The organism is Xanthomonas sp. LMG 12461, from assembly GCF_009192935.1.
Lineage (GTDB): Bacteria > Pseudomonadota > Gammaproteobacteria > Xanthomonadales > Xanthomonadaceae > Xanthomonas_A > Xanthomonas_A sontii.
Window position 1 is genome coordinate 1 of the sequence record NZ_NQYT01000083.1, and the last position, 20870, is coordinate 20870.

Genomic DNA, 20870 nt, shown 5'->3' on the forward strand with positions numbered 1-20870 from the left:
CCCGACGGGCTTTCCCGGGAAAGCCCGTCGGGGCTGAAGCCCCTCCCACAATGCAATCGCAACCACTACGCCTGCGCAGGAAAATCTCGAATCCCGGTTCTCAACGGCCGCAGGCTGGTCATCCCCAATCCCCAATCCCGGCTTATCCGGCCATACCGCTGTGCCGCAGCAGCGCCTCCAGTTCCGGCGTGCGACCGCGGAAGGCGGTGAAATTCTCCAGCGCCGGGCGGCTGCCGCCGCGCGAGAGGATTTCGCGCAGGAAGCGCGCGCCGGTGTCCGCCAACTGGTCAGGCGCTTCCTCGAATGCGGCATACGCGTCGGCGCTGAGCACCTCGGCCCACTTGTAGCTGTAATAGCCGGCCGCATAGCCGCCAGCGAAGATGTGGCTGAACTGGTGCGGGAAGCGGTTCCACGCCGGCGGCCGGTTCACCGCCACGGCGTCGCGCACGCGCTCGAGCAACTGCAGCACGCTGTCGGACTGCGCATCGAAGCTGTGGTGCAGTTGCATGTCGAACAGCGCGAACTCGAGCTGGCGCACGGTGAACATGCCACTCTGGTAGTTCTTCGCCGCCAGCATCTTGTCGAACAGTGCGCGCGGCAGCGGTTCGCCGCTGTCCACGTGCGCGGTCATCGCCTGCAGGCGCGGCCACTCCCAGCAGAAGTTCTCCATGAACTGGCTGGGCAGTTCCACCGCGTCCCACTCCACGCCGTTGATGCCGGCCACGCCCAGTTCGCCGACCTGGGTCAATAATTGGTGCAATCCATGGCCCATCTCGTGGAACAGGGTGGTGACCTCGTTGTGGGTGAAGGTGGCCGGCTTGCCGTCGCTGCCGCGGCCGAAATTGCACACCAGGTACACCAGCGGGGTCTGCACGCCGTCGGCGCGCTCGCGGCGGTTGCGGCAATCGTCCATCCAGGCGCCGCCGCGCTTGCCTTCGCGCGCGTACAGGTCCAGGTAGAACTGCCCGACCAGGCGCCCCTGCGCATCGCTGAGGCGGAAGAAGCGCACGTCCGGATGCCACACCGGCGCGCTGTCGGCCTCCACGCGCAGGCCGTACAGGTCGTGGATCAGGCCGAACAGGCCGTCCAGCACCTTGGGCTCGGTGAAGTAGCGCTTCACTTCCTGCTCGGAGAAGCTGTAGCGCGCCTGCTTGAGCTTTTCGCCGGCATAGGCCAGATCCCAGGCTTCCAGCGTGTCCAGGCCCAGGTGCTCGCGCGCGAATGCCTCCAGTTCGGCGCGGTCGCGCTGCGCGTAGGGCTTGGCGCGTGCGGCCAGATCGTGCAGGAAGTCCAGCACCTGCGCCGGATCCTGCGCCATCTTCGTCGCCAGCGAATACTCGGCGTAGCTGGCGAAGCCGAGCAGCGCCGCCAGTTCGCCGCGCAGGGCGAGGATGCGGCCGATCGCCGCGCTGTTGTCCAGCGCCGCATCGCCGAACTCCGAGGCGCGGATCGCGTTGGCGCGGTACAGCGTCTCGCGCAACGTACGGTCCTCGGCATACATCTGCACCGGCAGGTAGCAGGGCATCTGCAGGGTCAGCTTCCAGCCTGTCTGGCCGTCGCGCTCGGCCGCTGCGCGCGCGGCGGCGATGCTGTCCTCGGGCAGGCCGGCCAGGCGCGCCGGGTCGTCGATCAGCAGCGACCACGCGTCGGTGGCGTCGAGCACGTTCTGCGAGAACTTGGCCGACAGCGCCGACAGTTCTTCCTGGATCGCGGCGAAGCGCTGCTTGTCGGCCTCGCCCAGTTCGGCGCCGCCCAGACGGAAATCGCGCAGCGCGTTGTCCAGCACCTTGCGCTGCGCCGAGCCGAGCGTGGCCGCGTCCGGCGATTGCGCCAGCGTGCGGTACTGCGCGAACAGCGCCAGGTTCTGTCCCAGCGCGCTGGAGAAGCGCGTCACCTTGGGCAGGTTGGCGTTGTAGGCCTCGCGCAGCGCCGGCGTGTTGACCACCGCCTGCAGGTGACTCACCTGGCCCCAGGCGCGCCACAGGCGCTCGGTGGCATCATCCAGCGGCGCCACGAAGCTGTCCCAGCGCACCGGCGCCACCGTCTCGGCGGCGGCCACGGCGGCCTCGGCCTGCGCCAGCAGCGTGTCGATCGCCGGGCCGATGTGCTCGGGCTGGATCGCATCGAAGCGCGGCAGGCCGGAAAAATCGAGCAGGGGATTGGTCATCGCGGAAGTCTCGGTAGCGGGGGAAGGACCGGCGCGGCCGGCCGCGAAAAGCAAATGGCGGTCAGTCCAGCGCAGCACAAGGCAGCGGCGGCAGGCCGGCGCCGGCCACCGCCGCGGCCAGCTGCGCATCGGCCTGCTCCACGTCGATGCCGTGCTCGGCGTACCACTGCGGCCGGTAGTAGCTGTGCCCGTAGCGCTCGCCGCTGTCGCACAGGATGGTGACGATGGCGCCGCTGCGGCCCTGTTCGCTCATGCGCGTGGCCGCCTGCAGCACGCCGACGAAGTTGGTGCCGGTGGAGCCACCCACGCGCCGGCCCAGGCGCGCGCTGACGTAGCGCATCGCCGCCAGGCTCAGCGCGTCGGGCACCTTGACCATCGCATCCACGCAGCTGGGGATGAAGCTCGGCTCCACCCGCGGCCGGCCGATGCCTTCGATGCGCGAGCCGCCGGTGCTTTCCAGGCCGGCATAGTCGCGTCCGGCCAGCGCCTCGCGGTAGCCGTCGAAGAACAGCGACACTTCCGGATCCGCGCACAGGATGCGGGTGGGATGGCGCCGGTAGCGCACGTAGCGGCCGAGCGTGGCCGCGGTGCCGCCGGTGCCGGGGCTGCACACGATCCAGGCCGGGATCGGATGCGGCTCCTCCTGCATCTGCCGGAAGATCGACTCGGCGATGTTGTTGTTGGCGCGCCAGTCGGTGGCGCGCTCGGCGTACAGGAACTGGTCCATGAAATGGCCGCCGGTCTCGCGCGCCAGTTGCACCGAATCGGCATGCAGGTCGCAGGCGCGCCCGACCAGGTGGCAGCGCCCGCCCTGGAACTCGATCGCGGCGATCTTCTCCGGCGAGGTGGTGGCCGGCATCACCGCGATGAACGGCAGCCCCAGCAGGCGCGCGAAATACGCCTCGGAGACCGCGGTGGAACCGCTGGAGGCCTCGATCACCGGCCGCCCCTCGCGCAGCCAGCCGTTGGCCAGCGCGTACAGGAACAGCGAGCGCGCCAGGCGGTGCTTGAGGCTGCCGGTGGGATGGCTGGACTCGTCCTTGAAGTACAGGTCGATGCCGGGGAAACCGGGCAGGTCCAGCGGGATCAGGTGGGTGTCGGCCGAGCGGTTGAAGTCGGCTTCGATCTTCTGGATGGCGGCGGCCACCCAAGCGCGATGGGTCATGGCGGTGCGAGAGCGGAGAAATCGCACCCACGATACACGCCCGGCCACGCGCCCGGGCCATGCGCGGCAGCGGCCGCCACGCCGGCGTTCACCCGGCGTGGCGCGGCGTCGGAGCGGCGTCGGAGCGGCGCTCAGCCAGCGGCCACGCTGAAGCCGGCGTCTGCGACCGCCTGCTCCAGCGCGGCCACGTCGATGCGCGCGGGGTCGTAGTCGATGCCGACGCGCCCGCCTTCCAGCACCACCGTGCTGGCGGCCACGCCCGGACAGGCGTCGAGCACCCGCTGCAGCCGCGCGCTGCAGCCACCGCAGCTCATGCCGTGGACGACGAGATCGAGATGGTGCATGTCATGCTCCAAAGTGAAGAAATCGCACCCGCGCTCACTGCGCACGCCAGCGATTCAGCAGCAGCGCGTTGCCCAGCACCGAGACCGAACTCAGCGCCATCGCCGCGCCGGCGATCACCGGGTTGAGCAGGCCGAACGCGGCCAGCGGGATGCCCAGGCCATTGAAGACGAAGGCGAAGAACAGGTTCTGGCGGATCTTGCGCACCGTCGCCGCGGACAGGTCGATGGCGGCGGCGACACCGGCCAGGTCGCCGTGCATCAGCACCACGTCGGCCGCCTCGATGGCGATGTCCGAGCCGCTGCCGATGGCGAAACTGACGTCGGCCGCGGCCAGTGCCGGGGCATCGTTGATGCCGTCGCCGACCATGCCCACGCGTGCGCCCGGCACGGCCTGCAACTGGCGCACATGCGCGGCCTTGTCCTGCGGCAGCACCTCGGCCTGCACCTGCTCGATGCCGAGCCGCGCGGCCACCGCCTGCGCCGCGTGGCGGTTGTCGCCGCTGAGCATGGTCACCGCGATGCCGCGCGCCTGCAGCAACGCCACCGCCTCGGCGGCATCCTCGCGCAGCGGATCGGCGATGGCGATGTAGCCGCTCATCGCGCCATCCACCGCCACTCCGACCACGCTGTGGCCCTGCGCCTGTGCCGCCTCGGCCTGGCGGCGCAGCGCCGGGTCGGCCGGCGCGGCGACCAGGCCATCGAGCCACGCCAGCGCGCCCAGCGCGACCTCGCGCCCGTCCACGCGGCCGCGCACGCCCTGCCCCGGCAACGTCTGCACCGCCTCGGCCGACGGTGCCGGCACGGCCGCGCGCACGCCCAAGTCGGCGGCGCGCTGCACGATGGCGCGCGCCAGCGGATGCGCCGAGCCGGTCTCCAGCGCCGCGGCCAGGCGCAACAGCGGCGCGGTCTCGGCCGCGTCGGCGACCAGCACCGCCGTCACCTGCGGCTGGCCCAGGGTCAGGGTGCCGGTCTTGTCGACCACCAGCGCGGTCAGCGCACGGGCGCGCTCCAGCACTTCGGCGTCGCGGATCAGGATGCCGGCGCGGGCACCGACGCCGGTGCCGACCATGATCGCGGTCGGCGTGGCCAGGCCCAGCGCACACGGGCAGGCGATCACCAGCACCGCCACCGCGTGCACCAGCGCCTCGGCGAAGCTGCCGCCCAGCGCCCAGGTCGCGCCAAGGGTGATCGCGGCGATGCCCAGCACCGCTGGCACGAACACCGCGGCGATACGGTCGACCAGGCGCTGGATCGGCGCGCGCGAGCCTTGCGCGGCATCGACCATGCGCACGATCTGCGCCAGCAGGGTGTCCGCGCCGACCCCGGTGGCGCGCGCGCGCAGCAGGCCGAGCTGGTTGACCGTGGCCGCATGCAGGCGACTGCCCGGCGCCTTGGCCACCGGCATGGCCTCGCCGGAGAGCATCGCTTCGTCCACGCTGGAGTGGCCCTCGAGCACCTCGCCGTCCACCGGCACGCGTTCGCCGGCGGCGACCACGAACACGTCGCCGACCGCCAGTTCCGCCGCGTCCACCTCCACGATGGCGCCGTCGCGCTCGACCCGCGCGGTGGTCGGCGCCAGGTCGAGCAGCGCGCGCACCGCCGCGGTGGTGCGGCGCTTGGCGCGGGCCTCGAGCAGGCGCCCGAGCAGCACCAGGGTGATGACGCTGGTGCTGGCCTCGAAGTACACGTGCTGGCCGTGCAGGCCGGCCACGGTGACCACGGCGCTGTACAGATAGGCCATGCCGGTGCCCAGCGCGACCAGCACGTCCATGTTGGCGCTGCCGTTGCGCAGCGCGCGGTAGCCGGCGCGGTAGAAGCGCGCGCCGATCCAGCACTGCACCGGCGTCGCCAGCAACAGCTGCAGCCAGCGCGGCAGCGGCTCGGCGTGCGCGCCGCGCAGGGCGTCGCCATCCAGCATGCCGAGCATCTGCCCCCAGAACGGCAGGGTCAGCAGCACCGCTGCGGCGAACAGGCCCAGCTCGCGTCGCCAGGCACGTTGCTCGTCGCGCTCGCGCTCGGCCAGTTGCTCTGGGTCCATGGCCTGCGCGACGCGCGCGCCGAACCCAGCACGGGCGATCCGCGCGATGAGTTCCGCCGGCGCGACCGTGCCCGGCACGATCTCCACCCGCGCCTTGGCCGAGGCCAGGTTGGCGTGGCCGGCGAGCACACCCGGGGTCTTCGCTAGCACCGCATCGATGGACGCCACGCAGGACGCGCAGTGCAGGCCGCTGAGTTCCAGGGTCACAGTCTGCGTCGGCACCGAGTAGCCGGCCTGCTGGATGCGCTGCAGCAGCGTCGGCAGATCCACCTGCTGCGGGTCGTAGTCCACCTGCACGCGCGCGCCGGCATAGCTGGCCTGCGCCGCCACGCCGGGCAGGCGCTGCAGCGCCTTCTCCACGCCGGCCGCGCAGGCGGCGCAGGTCATGCCCTGCACCGGCAAGGTCAGCGACGCGGTGGCGCGACCCGTGCTCATCGCGACGGCTCGCCGGCGGCATCGCCGCGGATATCGCCCAGGATCGGGCAGGCGTCCGGCGCGCCGTGGCCGGGGCAATCCTCGACCAGCGCCGCCAGGGTGTCGCGCATCTCGGTCAGTTCGGCGATGCGCCGATCCAGCGCCTGCAGGCGCGCGCTGGCGCGCTGCTTGATGCCCTCCACGCCGTGCACGCGATCGTCCTGCAACGCCAGCAACTCGCCGATTTCCTCCAGCGAAAAGCCCAGTTCCTTGGCGCGGCGGATGAAGCGCACCCGCTGCACCGCCGCGGCGTCGTACTCGCGGTAGCCGGAGGCGCGGCGCGGGGCGAGCGGCAGCAGGCCCTGGCGTTCGTAGTAGCGCACGGTATCGATGGCGACGTCGGCCTGGCGGGCGAGCGCGCCGATGGTGAAGCGGGCGGTGGCGGGGTCGGATCGCATGCGCACACCCTACTCCCTGGAGTCGGGTCCAGAGTCAAGCCTTGCCGGATGGCGGTCGCTTGCCGCGCACGCCGGCTTCGGTATCCTCTTCCGTTCCCGACGCCACGCTGCCGCCTGTGCCGACTTCCGCCGTCCTGCTGCGCCTGCTGCTGTGCCTGAGCCTGCTGCTCAACGGCACCGCGGCCGCCATGGCGATGCCCGGCATGCCGGCGCACGGCACCTCGACGCACGACACGGCTGCCGCGGTCGCCAGCGCGGCGCCGGCGCATGTGGCGATGCCCTGTCACGACGCACCGCCACCGCCGCCGGCCGACCACGACGCGCACTGCCACGACCATGCCGGCAAGCACGGCGGCTGCGGCGGCATGGCCGGCTGCCAATGCCCGCACGCGCAACCGCTGCCGGCCTTGCTGGCGATGCCGCTGGCGCTGCCACGCTTGCCCCGCACCCTGATTGCCGCCGCTCCCCAGGCCGCGCACGGCGCGCCCGGCCTGCCGCGGCTGGAACGTCCTCCCAGCGCCTGAGCGCGCGCGGCCGCCTGTTGGGCGGTCTCCCGGTGGCAGCGCACAGGCGCTGCCGCGTCCGTGCCTGCAGCGCCCATCGGCGCTGCGTGGCGCATCGCCTCCGCTGACGGACATCGCACATGAACCCATCTTCCTCCGGCCTGCCGGCGCTGCCGTCGCGGCGCCGCTTCGTCACCGGGCTGGCGCTGGGCGCCGCCGCCGGCCTCACCGGGCTGCCGCTGCGCAGCGCCCACGCCAGCGCGCTCGCCCGCAACGGCGCCGCGCCCTACGTGCTGCACGGCACCGACCTGGACCTGAGCATCGGCAGCACGCGGGTCAATTTCACCGGGCGCGAGCGCCCCGCCATCGCCGTCAACGGCAGCGTGCCGGCACCGCTGCTGCGCTGGCGCGAAGGCGACACCGTGACCATCCGCGTGGCCAACCGCCTGCCCGGCCACACCCAGACCTCGGTGCACTGGCATGGCCTGCTGCTGCCGGCCAACATGGACGGCGTGCCGGGCATGAGCTTCGACGGCATCTACCCGGGCGAGACCTACCAGTACCGCTTCGCCCTGCGCCAGTCCGGCACCTACTGGTACCACAGCCATTCGCTGCACCAGGAGCAGGCCGGGCTGTACGGCGCCATCGTGATCGACCCGCGCGAGCCGCCGCCGTACCGCTACGATCGCGAGCACGTGCTGCTGCTGTCGGACTGGACCGACCTGGATCCGGCAGCGCTGTTCCGGCGGCTGAAGCAGATGCCGTCCTACGACAACCTGTACCAGCGCACCGTCGGCGATTTCCTGCGCGACGCGCGCGAGGACGGGCTGCGCGCCACCCTCGCCGACCGCGGCATGTGGGGGCGCATGCGCATGACCCCCAGCGACCTGTCCGACGTCAACGGCAACACCTACACCTACCTGCTCAACGGCATGACCCCGGCCGGCAACTGGACCGGGCTGTTCCGTCCCGGCGAGAAGGTGCTGCTGCGCTTCATCAACGCCTCCAGCATGAGCTACTTCGACGTGCGCATCCCCGGGCTGAAGATGACCGTGGTCGCCGCCGACGGGCAGTACGTGCATCCGGTGAGCGTGGACGAATTCCGCATCGCCGCGGCCGAAACCTTTGATGTGCTGGTCGAGCCCAGCGGCCAGGACGCGTACACGGTGTTCGCGCAGGACATGGGCCGCACCGGCCACGCGCGCGGCACGCTCGCAGTGCGCGAAGGACTGCAGGCACCGGTGCCGGCGAACGATCCGCGTCCGCTGCTGCGCATGCAGGACATGGGCCACGCGATGGCCGGCCATGCCGGCATGGAGCACGGCGCAGGCATGGCCATGCACGGCATGGAGGGCGGCTGCGGCGCGAGCATGCACATGGCCGGCATGCCGGGCATGGAGCACGCCGCGCACGCGGCTGCAGGCGCTGCCACCGCACCTGCGCATCCACACAGCGAACGCGGCAATCCGCTGGTGGACATGCAGTCCTCCGCCACTGCGCCACGGCTGGACGACCCGGGCATCGGCCTGCGCGACAACGGCCGCCGCGTGCTGAGCTACGCCGACCTGCACAGCCTGTTCGAGGACCCGGACGGACGCGAGCCGGGGCGCGAGATCCAGTTGCACCTGACCGGCAACATGGAGAAGTTCGCCTGGTCGTTCGACGGCATTCCCTTCGCCAGCGCCGAGCCGCTGCGGCTGAACTATGGCGAGCGCCTGCGCATCGTGCTGGTCAACGACACGATGATGCAGCACCCGATCCACCTGCACGGCATGTGGAGCGACGTCGAGGACGCGGCCGGCCGCTTCCAGGTGCGCAAGCACACCGTGGACATGCCGCCGGGCACGCGCCGCAGCTACCGCGTGCGCGCCGACGCGCTCGGCCGCTGGGCCTACCACTGCCACCTGCTGTACCACATGGACGGCGGCATGATGCGCGAAGTGCGGGTGGACGCATGAGCCGCCTCCACTTCTCGCCGCTCGCCCAGGCGACCGGCATGGTGCTGCTGTTGGCGCACGCAGTGGCGCAGGCACAGCATGTCCACGTGGCCGACAGCGACGCCGATCTCCCTGCCGCGACCTGCGCCTGCCCCGCAGCCGCCGCCAGCATGCCCATGGCGGACGCGACAACGGCACCGCAGCCCGACGCGGCAATAGACGGTGCCGTGGACCACGCCGCAATGGGCCATGCCGCGCACGCGCCGGCCATGCACGCCCCGCCGGCCATGCAGACCACGGCAGAGCACGCCGACACCACGTCGCATGAGCACATGGAGCACGCCACGATGGACCACGCAGCCGCGCCGGCGTCGCAGGTCGAGCATGGCGAACACGCGCACTCCGCACACGACGGCATGCATCACGACCGCATGGACCATGCGACGCCGCCTGCACCCGAACCGACAGCGTGCCACTGTCCTGCGAGCGCCGACACGTCGCTGCCGCGCGAGCCGATCCCGCCGATCACCGACGCCGATCGCGCAGCCGCATTCCCCGTGCTGCGCGACCACGGCATGGCGCACGGCGCGGCGCGCACCGGCTACCTGCTGGTCGATCGCCTGGAGGGCTGGGACAACGCCCACGGCAGCGGCCAGGCCTGGGAGGCACGTGGCTGGTACGGCGGCGACATCGACCGGCTGTGGCTGCGCAGCGACGGCGAACGCGAGGGCGGCCGCACCACGGCGTCGACGCTGGAACTGGCCTATGGCCGCGCCATCTCGCCCTGGTGGGACATGCTGATCGGCGCCAAGCAGGCGTTCGCGCCCGGCCGCGCGCGGACCTCGGCCGCGTTCGGCGTGCAGGGCATGGCGCCGTACAAGTTCGAGGTGTCGGCCATGCTGTACGTCGGCGAGGGCGGCCATGCCAGCCTGCACCTGGAAGGCGAGTACGACGTGCTGCTGACCAATCGCCTGATCCTGCAGCCACGGCTGGAAGCGGAAGTGGCCGCGCGCGACGATCCGGCGCATCGTACCGGCAGCGGCCTGGCCAGCGTGGAGGGCGGGTTGCGCCTGCGCTACGAAGTCACCCGCCGGTTCGCACCGTATGTCGGCGTGGAGCACGTGCGCAGCTTCGGCGACACCGCCGACCTGCGCCGCGCCGATGGCGAGGCGGCGCGCGAGACGCGCTGGGTCGCCGGCCTGCGGTTCTGGTTCTGAGCGGACGGCAACGCGGCGCGGCGCTGTCCGTCGACGGTCGTTCTCCCCATCCAGGGTCGGCCGCAGTTCACCCGGTACATGCGAGGGTTCGGGCGGCCCTGTGCGCACCACGCACGCGGGGCTGTCGCCGTCGATCGCCCAGGAGACCCGCTCGATGCACGAATCCGCCAACGCCGCCGTTCCCGCGGCCCGCCGGTGGCTCGGCCGGGCAGGCATCGCCTGCCTGGCCGTGCTCGCCGCTTGCGCATGTTCGACCGCCATGCAGCAACGCCCTCTGCTGCCGGACGGCACCCACGCGGCTGCCGACGCGCAGGACGCCAACGCGGCCAGGGCAGTGATCGTCTACGTCGATCGCAGCGGCGACGTCGAGCAGACCAAGCGCCGCATCAGCGCGGCGGCGGCGGGCTGGCATGCCCCGCTGCTGTACACGCTCGACCGCGTCGGCGCCATCGTGTTGGGGGTCCCGACCGGGAAGACCGCCGAGCGCCTCATCGCCGACGTCGGCGCCATCGCGGGCGTGTTGATGGCGGTACCCGATGGCCAACAGCAACTGCAGCAGGACGCGTCGTCGCCCCCTTCGTCGGTGCGGTAGCCAGCGGGCCGATGCCAGGGGCGCCCGCGCATGCGGGCGAGCGCGTTGGATGGTCTGGACGCGTCCGCGCGCGCCGGTGCGGCCGTCTCCCGCAGGCGCGGCGCTGGCGGTTTCCAGGATCGGCCACGACAGGCGTCATGGCAATGCCCACCACGGCTGAAGCCGCTGCTACAACACGGCTCCTGCAAGAACGCTTCAGCTAGGCGTGCAGCGCCGCCTGCAACCCCGCCACCTCGTGCCGCGGCGGACGCAGCGCCCCCAGCGTGCCGACCAATTCGCGATAGCTGCGCGCGAGCTGCGCGAACAGCCCCGCGTCGCTGTCGCGGGTCTCGGCGACTTCGGCATAGGCGCCGCGGCCCAGATCGATGAAGTAGTCCACGCTGACCCGACGTCGCGCCGCCACGCCCGGGAACAGCCCGGCGATCAGCAGGCAACCGTCGCCGACCTCGCGCAAGGCGTCGGCACGCGCACGCCCCACCTGCTCCTGCGCATGCAGCCAGGCCAGCGCCTGGATGCGCGCCAGCAACTGCGCGTCGCGCTGGTAGCGCAGCAACACGAACACCAGATAGTGCTCGCGCGATTCGTCCAGCGGCCGGCCCAGGCGCTGCCCGGCCTCGTGCACCAGCGCCTGCCACAGCTCGGCCGGCGCCCCCTGTCTGAAAGACTCGTACATGCGTCCTCCTGCGTGGTGGGAACCCTCGCAGGAAGCTTATGCATAACCCGGGCCAATGCGCTGGCAGCCGGCCATGGCGTCTGCCAAGCCAGTGGTGCGGCGACTACTCCACCGTCACCGACTTGGCCAGGTTGCGCGGCTTGTCCACGTCGGTGCCGCGCGCCAGCGCGGTGTGGTAGGCCAGCAACTGCACCGGCACGGTGTGCAGCACCGGGCTGAGCACGCCGGCGTGGCGCGGCGTGCGGATCACGTGCACGCCTTCGGACTCATTAAAGTTGCTGTCCTGGTCGGCGAACACGAACAGCTCGCCACCGCGCGCGCGCACTTCCTGCATGTTCGACTTCACCTTCTCCAACAAGGTGTCGTTGGGCGCGATCACCACCACCGGCATATTGGCGTCGACCAGCGCCAGCGGGCCGTGCTTGAGCTCGCCGGCCGGATAGCCCTCGGCATGGATGTAGGTGATCTCCTTGAGCTTGAGCGCGCCTTCCAGGGCGATCGGGTAATGCAGGCCGCGGCCGAGGAACAGCGCGTTGTGCTTGTCGGCGAAGCGCTCGGCCCACACCGCGATCTGCGGTTCCAGGTTGAGCACGTGCTGCACGCTGCCGGGCAGGTAGCGCAGCTGCTCCAGGTACTCGGCCTCCTGTTCGGCGCTCAGCCGCCCGCGGCGCTTGGCCAGCACGCAGGTGAGCTGGAACAGCGCCGCCAGCTGGGTGGTGAAGGCCTTGGTCGAGGCCACACCGACCTCGGCGCCGGCGCGGGTGTACAGCACCATCGCACTGGCGCGCGGGATCGCGCTCTCGGGCACGTTGCAGATCGACAGGGTCTTGGTATGGCCCAGCGCCTTGGCGTACTTGAGCGCCTCCATCGTGTCCAGGGTTTCGCCGGATTGGGAGATGGTCACGATCAGCTGCCGCGGATTGGCGCAGGCATCGCGGTAGCGGTACTCGCTGGCGATCTCCACGCTGCACGGCAGCCCGGCGATGCCCTCGATCCAGTAGCGCGCGGTCAGCCCGGCGTAGTAGCTGGTGCCGCAGGCCAGGATCTGCACGCCGTCCACGTCGGCCAGCAGCGCCTCGGCCTTGCTGCCGAACAGCGTGGTGTCGAAGCCGCCGGCGTCGAACAGCGCCTCCAGCGTGTCGGCCAGCGCGCGCGGCTGCTCGTGGATCTCCTTCTGCATGAAGTGGCGGTACGGGCCCAGCTCCAGCGAGGCCAGCGACACGTCGGACACGTGCGGCTCGCGCTGCACCGGCTGGTCCTGCGCGTCGTACACCTGCACGCCGTCGCGGCGCAGTTCGGCGGTGTCGCCCTCTTCCAGGAAGATCACCCGGCGCGTGGCCTGGATCACCGCCGAGACATCCGAGGCGATGAAGTTCTCGCCCTCGCCCAGGCCGATCAGCAGCGGGCAACCCATGCGCGCGCACACCAGCAGGTCCGGGCGCGACTTGCTCACCGCGGCCACGGCATAGGCGCCGGTCAGCTCCTTCACCGCCGCCTGCAGCGCGCCGAGCAGGTCGCGGCCCTGGGCGATGTAGTGGTGGATCAGGTGGGCGATGACCTCGGTATCGGTCTGCGATTCGAACACGTAGCCCAGCGCGGTCAGGCGCTCGCGCTGCTGTTCGTGGTTCTCGATGATGCCGTTGTGGACCAGCGCCAGGTCGCCATGACTGACGTGCGGGTGCGCATTGGCCTCGGTGACGCCGCCATGGGTCGCCCAGCGGGTGTGGCCGATGCCCAGCGGCGCGTGCAGGCCTTCGGCCAGCGCGGCGCTCTCGGTCTCGGACACGCGGCCGGTACGGCGCACGCGGCGGACCTGCCCGTCGGCGATGGCGGCGATGCCGGCCGAGTCGTAGCCCCGGTATTCCAGGCGCTTGAGCCCCTCGATCAGGACCGGAACCACATCGCGATCCGCGATCGCACCGACGATACCGCACATAGCCACGCCCTTCGCCGAAAAGTCCGCCATTCTAGCGAAGTCCGCTGAATGTCTCGCCGCTGTCCGCTGCCGGACACAGAGCGTGTCACCCATTCCCGAGCATGCCCCCGCCCTGGTGTCCGCGAACGTGTCCGCGGACACCCGGACACCTGTCCGCGCCGTCCGCACCCATGCAATTCAATGACTTGCAGTTGGCACGCATCGTGCTTTGAAGTCCCCATCCTCACCGCTGCGACCGTCCGATGATCCGTGACACCTCCGCCCAGGACCAGGTTCTCGCCCGCCCCCGCTCCGCGGCCTGGCGCCGCTGGCTGTGGCCCGGGCTGATCGCCACGCTGGTGCTGCTGGGCATCGCCTTCGCCGCACGCGGCTGGATCGCCGGCAGCCGCTCGTTCGACGCACAGCGGGTGCGCATCGCCACGGTGACCCGCGGCGACCTGGTCCGCGACATCTCCGCCGACGGCCGCCTGATCGCCGCCAACAGCCCGACCCTGTACGCGATCTCCGGCGGCACGGTGACCCTGAAGGTGGTCGCCGGCGACGTGGTCAAGCAGGGCCAGGAGCTGGCCGAGATCGACAGCCCGGAACTGCGCAGCAAGCTCGCCCAGGAAGAGGCCACCCTGGCCGGCCTCCAGGCCGAGGCCGGCCGTGCCGACCTGGACGCGACCCTGGCCCGCGCCAACGCCAGCAAGCTGATCGACCAGGCGCAGATCGAACGGCAGGCGGCCAGCCGCGACCTGGAGCGCTACCAGCGCGGCTATGAAGGCGGCGCGGTGCCGGCAGTGGAACTGGCCAAGGCCCAGGACACCCTGAAGAAGGCCGACATCGCGATGAGCCACGCGCAGAAGGATTCGGGCCTGCAGGCGCAGGGCGCCTCGCTGGACGCGCGCAACAAGCGCCTGCTCGCCGAGCGCCAGCGCGCGGTGGTGGCCGAGGTGCAGCGCCAGGTCGACCTGCTGACCCTGCGCTCGCCGTTCGACGGCCAGGTCGGCCAGGTGCAGGTCTCGCAGCACACCAACGTCGCCGCCAACGCACCGGTGCTGAGCGTGGTCGACCTCTCCAAGTTCGAACTGGAGATCAAGGTGCCGGAAAGCTTCGCCCGCGACCTGGCGATCGGCATGCCGGCGCAGTTGACCAGCGGTGCCGGCGAACCCTTCGCCGGCGCGATCTCGGCGGTGTCGCCGGAAGTGGTCAACGGCGAGGTCAACGCGCGCATCCGCTTCACCGACAAGCAGCCGCCGGGCCTGCGCCAGAGCCAGCGCATGAGCGCGCGGGTGCTGCTGGATACTCGCAAGAACGTGCTCAAGCTCGAGCGCGGCCCGTTCGTCGAACAGTCCGGCGGCCGCTACGCCTACGTCATGGACGGCGACTCGGCGGTGCGCCGCCCGGTCGAACTGGGCGTCACCAGCCTGGGCGAAGTCGAAGTGCGCTCGGGCCTGCAGCCGGGCGACCGGGTCGTGGTCTCCGGCAGCGACCTGTTCGGCGATGCGCCGCAGGTGACGGTGCATTAGGAGCCGGGAGTGGGGAATCGGGATTGGGGATTCGTCAGCCCCTCCCGTTCTCCTTTCCCGGCTGCTGATTCCGAATCCCGACATCTCCAATCCCCGCTCCACCACCACAGGAACTCACGCCATGCTCGAAATGCGCTCCGTCTCCAAGGTCTTCCGCACCGAACAGGTCGAGACGCATGCGTTGCGCTCGCTGGACCTGCATGTCCGCGAGGGCGAGTTCGTCGCCGTCACCGGGCCGTCGGGTTCGGGCAAGACCACCTTCCTCAACATCGCCGGCTTGCTGGAGACCTTCACCAGCGGCCAGTACCTGCTCGACGGCCAGGACGTCAGCAACCTCAACGACGATGCGCGCTCGCGCATGCGCAACCAGAAGATCGGCTTCATCTTCCAGGGCTTCAACCTGATCCCCGACCTCAACCTGTTCGACAACGTCGACGTGCCGCTGCGCTACCGCGGCATGGGCGCGGCCGAGCGCAAGCAGCGCATCGAGGAGGCGCTGAGCCGGGTCGGGCTGGGCTCGCGCATGAAGCACTACCCGTCCGAACTGTCCGGCGGCCAGCAGCAGCGTGCGGCGATCGCCCGCGCCCTGGCCGGCAGCCCGCGCCTGCTGCTGGCCGACGAACCGACCGGCAACCTCGACTCGCAGATGGCGCGCGGGGTGATGGAACTGCTGGAGGAGATCAACGCGCAGGGCTCGACCATCGTCATGGTCACCCACGACCCGGAGTTGGCTGCGCGCGCGCAGCGCAACGTGCACATCGTCGACGGCCAGGCCACCGACCTGCAGCGCGAGCCGGTGCTGGTGCACGGCGGCCACGGCACCACGGCCACGCCCTGACCGGCACGGCGACGGCGCGGAGACCGACATGCTCGGCTATTACTTCCAGCAAGCGTGGCGCAGCCTGCGCCGCAGCCCGGTGCTTACCGCGCTGATGGTGCTGTCCATCGCGGTGGGCATCGGCGCGGCGATGACCACGCTGACGGTGATGCGGTTGCTGTCCGGCGATCCCTTGCCCGGGCGCAGCCAGCAGATCTTCTTCGCGCAACTCGATCCGCGCCCCAGCAACGGCGCCAACCAGAAGCCTTTCGACAAGCTCGACTACCCCTCGGCCATGGACCTGTGGACGCGCGGGCGCGCCGATCGCCAGGCCATGGTCGCCGAGAGCGAGATCAAGGTGCACGCGGCGGACGGCGCCACCCCGCCGTTCATGACCCAGTTGTTGATGACCCAGGCCGATTTCTTCCCGATGTTCCAGGTGCCGTTCGCCTACGGCAGCGGCTGGCGCGCGCGCGACGACCAGGACCGGGCGCGGGTGGCGGTGATCTCGTCCGACCTCAACGCCAAGCTGTTCCAGGGCCGCAACAGCGTCGGCCGCAGCCTGCTGGTGCGCGGCACGGCGGTGCGCATCGTCGGCGTGCTGGCACCGTGGCGGCCGTCGCCGCTGTTCTACACGCTGGCCGGCGGCAGCTTCGCCCATGGCGATACCGCCAGCTTCTACGGACGGCCGCAGGACGTGTTCATGCCGCTGTCCAGCAGCCTGGAGGTCAACGACGGCCACATCCAGCCGTGGACCTGCTTCAGCAAGCCCGAGGCCAACCTGGACCTGCGCAGCGCGCCGTGCGTGTGGCTGCAGTTGTGGGTGCAGTTGGACACGCCGGCGAAGGTCGCCGACTACCGCCGGCTGCTGGCCGACTACGCCGCGCAGCAGCACGCCGCCGGGCGCATCGGCCGCGCCGACACCGCGCGCCTGCTGTCGCTGCCGCAATGGCTGGACCATAACCGCGTGGTGCCGGGCGACGTGCGCCTGCAGAGTTGGCTGGCGCTGGCGTTCCTGGGCCTGTGCCTGTTCAACAGCGTCGGCCTGCTGCTGGCCAAGTTCCTGCGCCGCGGCGGCGAGATCGGCGTGCGTCGCGCGCTGGGGGCCTCGCGTCGCGCGATCTTCGCGCAGTGCCTGACCGAGGCCAGCGTGATCGGCCTGCTCGGCGGCGCCGGCGGTTGGCTGCTGACCCTGCTGGGCCTGTGGAGCGTGCGCCAGCAGCCCACCGCCTACGCCGACCTGGCGCATCTGGATCCGACGACGTTCGCCGGCACCTTCGCCCTGGCGATCGCCTGCAGCCTCGCCGCCGGCCTGTTCCCCGCCCTGCGCGCCAGCCGTATCGCGCCGGCCATGCAACTCAAGAGTCTGTAACCGGGGCGCACGACGATGCACATCACTCCCATCCTCAGCGCGCTGTCGCGCCATCGCATCGCCGCCGCGCTGATCGCGCTGGAAGTGGCGCTGGCCTGCGCCGTGCTGTGCAACGCCTTCTTCCTGATCGGCAATCGTCTGGAGCTGGTGCACCTGCGCAGCGGCATCGACGAATCCGCGCTGGGCCTGGTGTCGCTGTCCGGCTGCGACGGCTGCAACGCCGCCGACGTCAATGCCCGCGCGCTGGATGCGGTGCGGCGCACGCCCGGCGTGCGCGCGGCCGGTGCCATCAACACCGTCCCGTTCGCGCCCCCGGTGTTCAACAACGGGCTGTGCCTGGACCAGGACTGCACCCAGGTCGGCGGCGTGCCGCACTTCTACATGGTCAGCCCGGGCGCCGTCGCCGCGCTGGCGCTGAAGCCGGACAGCGGCCCCGCGTTCGCCGACGCGGACTACCAGCCGCTCGACAACGGCATCCCGACCGCGGCCGGTGTGTGGATCACGCGGGCGCTGGCCGCGCATCTGTGGCCGGGCCAGGATCCGCTGGGCAAGGAATTCTGGTCCGGCGGCCATTTCCGCGTGATCGGTACGCTGGAGCACCTGGCGCGCCCCGATCCGGGCCGCAGCGAGGATGGCGTGATCGGCAGCGACTGGTCGGTGGTGATCCCGGTGCGCGAGGCCGCGCAGTCCGGCACCTATGTGCTGCGTGCCGATCCGCGCGAGTTGCCGCGGGTGTTGGCGCAGGCGCGCGCCGCAGTGGCACGGGCGGTGCCCGAGGCGGTGCTGGACAACGCCAACAGCAAGCCGCTGGACGACCTGCGCCAGACGTATTTCCAGAGCGACCGAGCGATGACCGGGCTGCTGGTCGCGATCATCGTCGCAATGCTGCTGGTGACCGCGCTGGGCATCGTCGGCCTGGCCAGCTTCTGGGTGCAGCAGCGCACCAAGCAGATCGGCATCCGCCGCGCGCTCGGCGCCACCCGCCGCGACATCCTGCGTTATTTCCAGACCGAGAATCTGCTGCTGGTCGGCGCCGGCGTGGCCCTGGGCATGCTGCTGGCCTACGGCGGCAACGTGCTGCTGATGCGGGTCTTCGAACTGGAACGGTTGCCGGCCAGCTACCTGCCGGTCGGCGCGCTGCTGCTGTGCGCGCTGGGCCAGCTCGCCGTCCTCGGCCCGGCCCTGCGCGCCGCCGCCGTCGCCCCCGCCATCGCCACCCGCAGCGCCTGACCCGGAGCCCGCATGTTCGCTTACTACCTCCGCCTGGCGCTGCGCAGCTTCGGCCGCAACCGCATCCTCACCGGGCTGATGGTGCTGGCCGTGGCGCTGGGCATCGGCGCGTCGATGACCATGCTGACGGTACTGCACACGCTCTCCGGCGACCCGCTGCCCGGGCGCAGCGCCACGCTGTTCCATCCGCAGCTGGATCCGCGTCCGCGCAACCTGCCCAGCGCCGACCCCGAGCCGCCGGACGAGCTGACCTGGCAGGACGCCACCGCGCTGTACCGGGCGCAGGCGGCGCCGGCGCAGACCATGACCAGCGCGAACTGGCTGCCGGTGCGCCAGACCGTGCCCAACAGCCCCTTGCGCATGCTCACCACCCGCGCCGCCACCGCCGACCTGTTCGGCATGTTCGGCATGCGCTTCCTCTACGGCAGCGGCTGGAGCCATCGCGACGATACCCAGCGCGCGCCGGTGGTGGTGCTGAGCCGCAAGCTCAACGACGCGTTGTTCGGCGGCGCCGACAGCGTCGGCAAGACCCTCACCATCGCCACCCGCCCGTTCCGGGTGATCGGGGTGATCGACGCGTGGGATGCGCAACCGCGCTTCTACGACCTCAACTCCGGTGCGTACACGCCGCCGGAAGCGCTGTACATGCCGTTCGAGACCTGGCTGGACCTGCCGCAGGACTATGGCTACGGGCCGATGCAGTGCTGGGGCAAGGATGGCGAGGCCGGCCTGCACGATCCCAAGGCCGCGCAATGCACCTGGGTGCAGTACTGGGCACGGCTGGACACGCCGGAGCAGGCGCGGCGCTATCGCGCGGCGCTGGACGCCTACAGCGCGCAGCAGCGCCAGCTCGGCCGCTTCGAACGCGCCCCCAACACCCGCCTGCGCGGCCTGGTCGACTGGCTGGCCTACAAGCGGGTGGTGCCGGCCACGGTGCGCATGCAGACCTGGATCGCCTTCGGTGTGCTGCTGGTGTGCCTGCTCAATGCAGTGGGCCTGCTGGTCGCCAAGTTCATGCGCAAGGCCGGCGAGATCGGCGTGCGCCGCGCGCTCGGCGCCAGCCGCCGCGCGGTGTTCGCGCAGTGCCTGGCCGAATCGGCGCTGATCGGCTGCCTGGGCGGCCTGCTCGGCATCCCGCTGACCTGGATCGGCCTGTGGCTGGTGCGCCAGCAACCGGTGGCGTACGCGCAGCAGGCGCATGCCGATCCCGCGATCCTCGGCATCGCCCTGGCCGTGGCCACGCTTTCGGCGCTGGCCGCCGGCCTGTGGCCAGCCTGGCGCGCCTCGCGCATCGCCCCCGCCCTGCAGGTGAAATCGCTATGACCCCGCTGCCTCCCGTGCGTCCCATCCTGTCCGCATTGGGCAGCCATCGCGCCGCGGTGGTGCTGATGGCGCTGCAGATCGCCCTGACCCTGGCGGTGCTGTGCAACCTGGTGTTCATCATCGCCCGCACCTACCAGCGCGTGCAGACCCCGACCGGGGTGATGGAACAGGATATAGGCCTGATCCAGAGCATCAGCGTGGTCGGCGAACCGGGCAGCGTCAGCAGCGTCGGCCGCAGCCTGGACATCCTGCAGGCGGTGCCCGGCGTGGAAGCGGCGGCGTTCGGCACGCCGCCGCTGTGGGGCCCGACGCAGGCGCAACTGTTCCTGCAGCCGCAGGCCACGCAAGCGGTCGCCCGTGCGCGCCTGTTCCTCGGCAGCCAGGGCCTGAACCGCACGCTGGGCATCCGCATCGTCGCCGGTCGCGACTTGCGCGACGCGGAACTGACCGGCGCCTCGGACCTGTTCGGTGCGCCACCGGAGATCGAGCGGCGCCTGCCGGCGCTGATCACGCCGTCGCTGGCGGCCAAACTGTTCCCCGGCACGTCGCCGCTGGGGCGCACCCTCTACACCAGCACCTTCAACCAGCCGGTGCGCCTGGACATCGTCGGGGTGATGGCGCCGGTGCGCGGCGACATCACCGGCCACGACGACGATGCCGATGCGCTGCTCACCGAGATCCGCATCGGCAGCGAAGGCTGGGGCGGCGGCTACCTGATCCGCAGCACGCCCGGGCAACTGGCGCAGGTGCTGCCGCGCGCGGCGGCGGCGATGCAACGCGCCAACCCCACCTACGTGCAGCAGCGCGTGGCCACCATGCAGGAGCTGCGGACCGACTACTTCAAGAGCGACAGTGCGGTGGCGCGGATGCTGCTGGCGATCATCCTGATCCTGCTCACCGTCACCGCGCTGGGCATCGGCGGGCTGGCCAGTTTCTGGGTGCAGCAGCGCACCCGGCAGATCGGCATCCGCCGCGCGCTCGGCGCCACCCGCGGCGACATCCTGCGCTACTTCCAGGCCGAGAACCTGCTGATCGTCGGCGCCGGCGCGCTGCTCGGCGCCGTGCTCGCCTACGTCATGAACCAGTGGTTGATGCAGCGCTTCGAACTGGAGCGGCTGTCCTCGCCCACCGTCCTGACCGGCATCGTCGCGGTGTGGCTGCTCGGCCAGTGCG

17 protein-coding genes are annotated in these 20870 nt (G+C 71.3%); 10 read left to right on the forward strand and 7 right to left on the reverse strand.

Annotated features, from left to right (window positions below):
• Positions 1–142: 142 nt before the first annotated feature.
• The 5 genes from CEK68_RS18790 to CEK68_RS18810 all read right to left on the reverse strand — a co-directional run bounded on the left by CEK68_RS18790 (position 143) and on the right by CEK68_RS18810 (position 6586).
• The gene (locus CEK68_RS18790) at positions 143–2167 is read right to left on the reverse strand and encodes a M3 family metallopeptidase (RefSeq protein WP_152240301.1); all 2025 of its coding nucleotides are present in this window, start codon (positions 2165–2167) and stop codon (positions 143–145) included.
• A gap of 61 nt (positions 2168–2228) precedes the next feature.
• A complete protein-coding gene (locus CEK68_RS18795; protein WP_152240302.1) occupies positions 2229–3332 on the reverse strand; it encodes a PLP-dependent cysteine synthase family protein in 1104 nt (367 codons plus the stop codon).
• Positions 3333–3463: 131 nt separating this feature from the next.
• Positions 3464–3676, reverse strand: coding sequence for a heavy metal-associated domain-containing protein (locus tag CEK68_RS18800; protein WP_193314254.1), 213 nt, complete (start codon positions 3674–3676; stop codon positions 3464–3466).
• A 34-nt stretch (positions 3677–3710) separates the two neighbouring features.
• The gene (locus CEK68_RS18805; RefSeq protein ID WP_152240303.1) at positions 3711–6149 is read right to left on the reverse strand and encodes a heavy metal translocating P-type ATPase; all 2439 of its coding nucleotides are present in this window, start codon (positions 6147–6149) and stop codon (positions 3711–3713) included.
• The gene (locus CEK68_RS18810; RefSeq protein WP_152240304.1) at positions 6146–6586 is read right to left on the reverse strand and encodes a heavy metal-responsive transcriptional regulator; all 441 of its coding nucleotides are present in this window, start codon (positions 6584–6586) and stop codon (positions 6146–6148) included. The genes CEK68_RS18805 and CEK68_RS18810 overlap by 4 nt, the downstream gene beginning before the upstream one ends.
• A 116-nt stretch (positions 6587–6702) precedes the next feature.
• Between CEK68_RS18810 and CEK68_RS18815 the strand changes: the two genes are divergently transcribed.
• The 4 genes from CEK68_RS18815 (at position 6703) to CEK68_RS18830 (ending at position 10835) form a co-directional block, all read left to right on the forward strand.
• Positions 6703–7110 carry a CopL family metal-binding regulatory protein gene (locus CEK68_RS18815; protein WP_152240305.1) on the forward strand — a complete coding sequence of 136 codons (408 nt, stop codon included), beginning with the start codon at positions 6703–6705 and terminating at the stop codon, positions 7108–7110.
• A gap of 119 nt (positions 7111–7229) precedes the next feature.
• Positions 7230–9047: a copper resistance system multicopper oxidase gene (locus tag CEK68_RS18820; RefSeq protein ID WP_152240306.1), complete on the forward strand. Its 1818-nt coding sequence runs from the start codon at positions 7230–7232 to the stop codon at positions 9045–9047.
• A 38-nt stretch (positions 9048–9085) separates the two neighbouring features.
• The gene (locus CEK68_RS18825; RefSeq protein ID WP_193314255.1) at positions 9086–10243 is read left to right on the forward strand and encodes a copper resistance protein B; all 1158 of its coding nucleotides are present in this window, start codon (positions 9086–9088) and stop codon (positions 10241–10243) included.
• Between the two features lie 154 nt (positions 10244–10397).
• Complete coding sequence (locus tag CEK68_RS18830) at positions 10398–10835, forward strand: hypothetical protein (RefSeq protein ID WP_152240308.1); 438 nt, start codon at positions 10398–10400, stop codon at positions 10833–10835.
• A 199-nt stretch (positions 10836–11034) separates the two neighbouring features.
• Here CEK68_RS18830 and CEK68_RS18835 read toward each other — a convergent pair whose 3' ends face one another.
• Together CEK68_RS18835 and glmS are read right to left on the reverse strand one after the other, a co-directional pair.
• Positions 11035–11508, reverse strand: a complete 474-nt coding sequence (locus CEK68_RS18835; protein ID WP_148829604.1) for a hypothetical protein — start codon at positions 11506–11508, stop codon at positions 11035–11037.
• Between the two features lie 103 nt (positions 11509–11611).
• Positions 11612–13444, reverse strand: coding sequence for a glutamine--fructose-6-phosphate transaminase (isomerizing) (gene glmS, locus CEK68_RS18840; RefSeq protein WP_017916681.1), 1833 nt, complete (start codon positions 13442–13444; stop codon positions 11612–11614).
• Positions 13445–13686: 242 nt separating this feature from the next.
• Between glmS and CEK68_RS18845 the strand changes: the two genes are divergently transcribed.
• From CEK68_RS18845 to CEK68_RS18870, 6 genes are all read left to right on the forward strand, one after another.
• Positions 13687–14955: an efflux RND transporter periplasmic adaptor subunit gene (locus CEK68_RS18845; protein WP_152240309.1), complete on the forward strand. Its 1269-nt coding sequence runs from the start codon at positions 13687–13689 to the stop codon at positions 14953–14955.
• Between the two features lie 121 nt (positions 14956–15076).
• Positions 15077–15793, forward strand: coding sequence for an ABC transporter ATP-binding protein (locus CEK68_RS18850; RefSeq protein WP_152240310.1), 717 nt, complete (start codon positions 15077–15079; stop codon positions 15791–15793).
• A 28-nt stretch (positions 15794–15821) separates the two neighbouring features.
• Positions 15822–17144, forward strand: coding sequence for an ABC transporter permease (locus CEK68_RS18855; protein WP_017913621.1), 1323 nt, complete (start codon positions 15822–15824; stop codon positions 17142–17144).
• A gap of 15 nt (positions 17145–17159) precedes the next feature.
• Positions 17160–18374 carry an FtsX-like permease family protein gene (locus CEK68_RS18860; protein WP_152240311.1) on the forward strand — a complete coding sequence of 405 codons (1215 nt, stop codon included), beginning with the start codon at positions 17160–17162 and terminating at the stop codon, positions 18372–18374.
• 12 nt (positions 18375–18386) lie between these two features.
• Entirely contained in the window at positions 18387–19697 is a 1311-nt protein-coding gene (locus tag CEK68_RS18865; RefSeq protein ID WP_152240312.1) for an ABC transporter permease, read from the forward strand.
• On the forward strand, positions 19694–20870 hold a 1177-nt coding region (locus tag CEK68_RS18870), incomplete at its 3' end, for an FtsX-like permease family protein (protein ID WP_152240313.1). The genes CEK68_RS18865 and CEK68_RS18870, both read left to right, overlap by 4 nt.

Bases quoted from the DNA above. Each gene is read 5' to 3' on its own strand.
- CEK68_RS18810 (WP_152240304.1), bottom strand. From the start codon at position 6,586: ATGCGATCCGACCCCGCCACCGCCCGCTTCACCATCGGCGCGCTCGCC.
- CEK68_RS18820 (WP_152240306.1), top strand. From the start codon at position 7,230: ATGAACCCATCTTCCTCCGGCCTGCCGGCGCTGCCGTCGCGGCGCCGC.
- glmS (WP_017916681.1), bottom strand. From the start codon at position 13,444: ATGTGCGGTATCGTCGGTGCGATCGCGGATCGCGATGTGGTTCCGGTC.
- CEK68_RS18825 (WP_193314255.1), top strand. From the start codon at position 9,086: ATGGTGCTGCTGTTGGCGCACGCAGTGGCGCAGGCACAGCATGTCCAC.
- CEK68_RS18800 (WP_193314254.1), bottom strand. From the start codon at position 3,676: ATGCACCATCTCGATCTCGTCGTCCACGGCATGAGCTGCGGTGGCTGC.
- CEK68_RS18865 (WP_152240312.1), top strand. From the start codon at position 18,387: ATGTTCGCTTACTACCTCCGCCTGGCGCTGCGCAGCTTCGGCCGCAAC.
- CEK68_RS18795 (WP_152240302.1), bottom strand. From the start codon at position 3,332: ATGACCCATCGCGCTTGGGTGGCCGCCGCCATCCAGAAGATCGAAGCC.
- CEK68_RS18850 (WP_152240310.1), top strand. From the start codon at position 15,077: ATGCTCGAAATGCGCTCCGTCTCCAAGGTCTTCCGCACCGAACAGGTC.
- CEK68_RS18830 (WP_152240308.1), top strand. From the start codon at position 10,398: ATGCACGAATCCGCCAACGCCGCCGTTCCCGCGGCCCGCCGGTGGCTC.
- CEK68_RS18790 (WP_152240301.1), bottom strand. From the start codon at position 2,167: ATGACCAATCCCCTGCTCGATTTTTCCGGCCTGCCGCGCTTCGATGCG.
- CEK68_RS18845 (WP_152240309.1), top strand. From the start codon at position 13,687: ATGATCCGTGACACCTCCGCCCAGGACCAGGTTCTCGCCCGCCCCCGC.
- CEK68_RS18860 (WP_152240311.1), top strand. From the start codon at position 17,160: ATGCACATCACTCCCATCCTCAGCGCGCTGTCGCGCCATCGCATCGCC.
- CEK68_RS18805 (WP_152240303.1), bottom strand. From the start codon at position 6,149: ATGAGCACGGGTCGCGCCACCGCGTCGCTGACCTTGCCGGTGCAGGGC.
- CEK68_RS18855 (WP_017913621.1), top strand. From the start codon at position 15,822: ATGCTCGGCTATTACTTCCAGCAAGCGTGGCGCAGCCTGCGCCGCAGC.
- CEK68_RS18835 (WP_148829604.1), bottom strand. From the start codon at position 11,508: ATGTACGAGTCTTTCAGACAGGGGGCGCCGGCCGAGCTGTGGCAGGCG.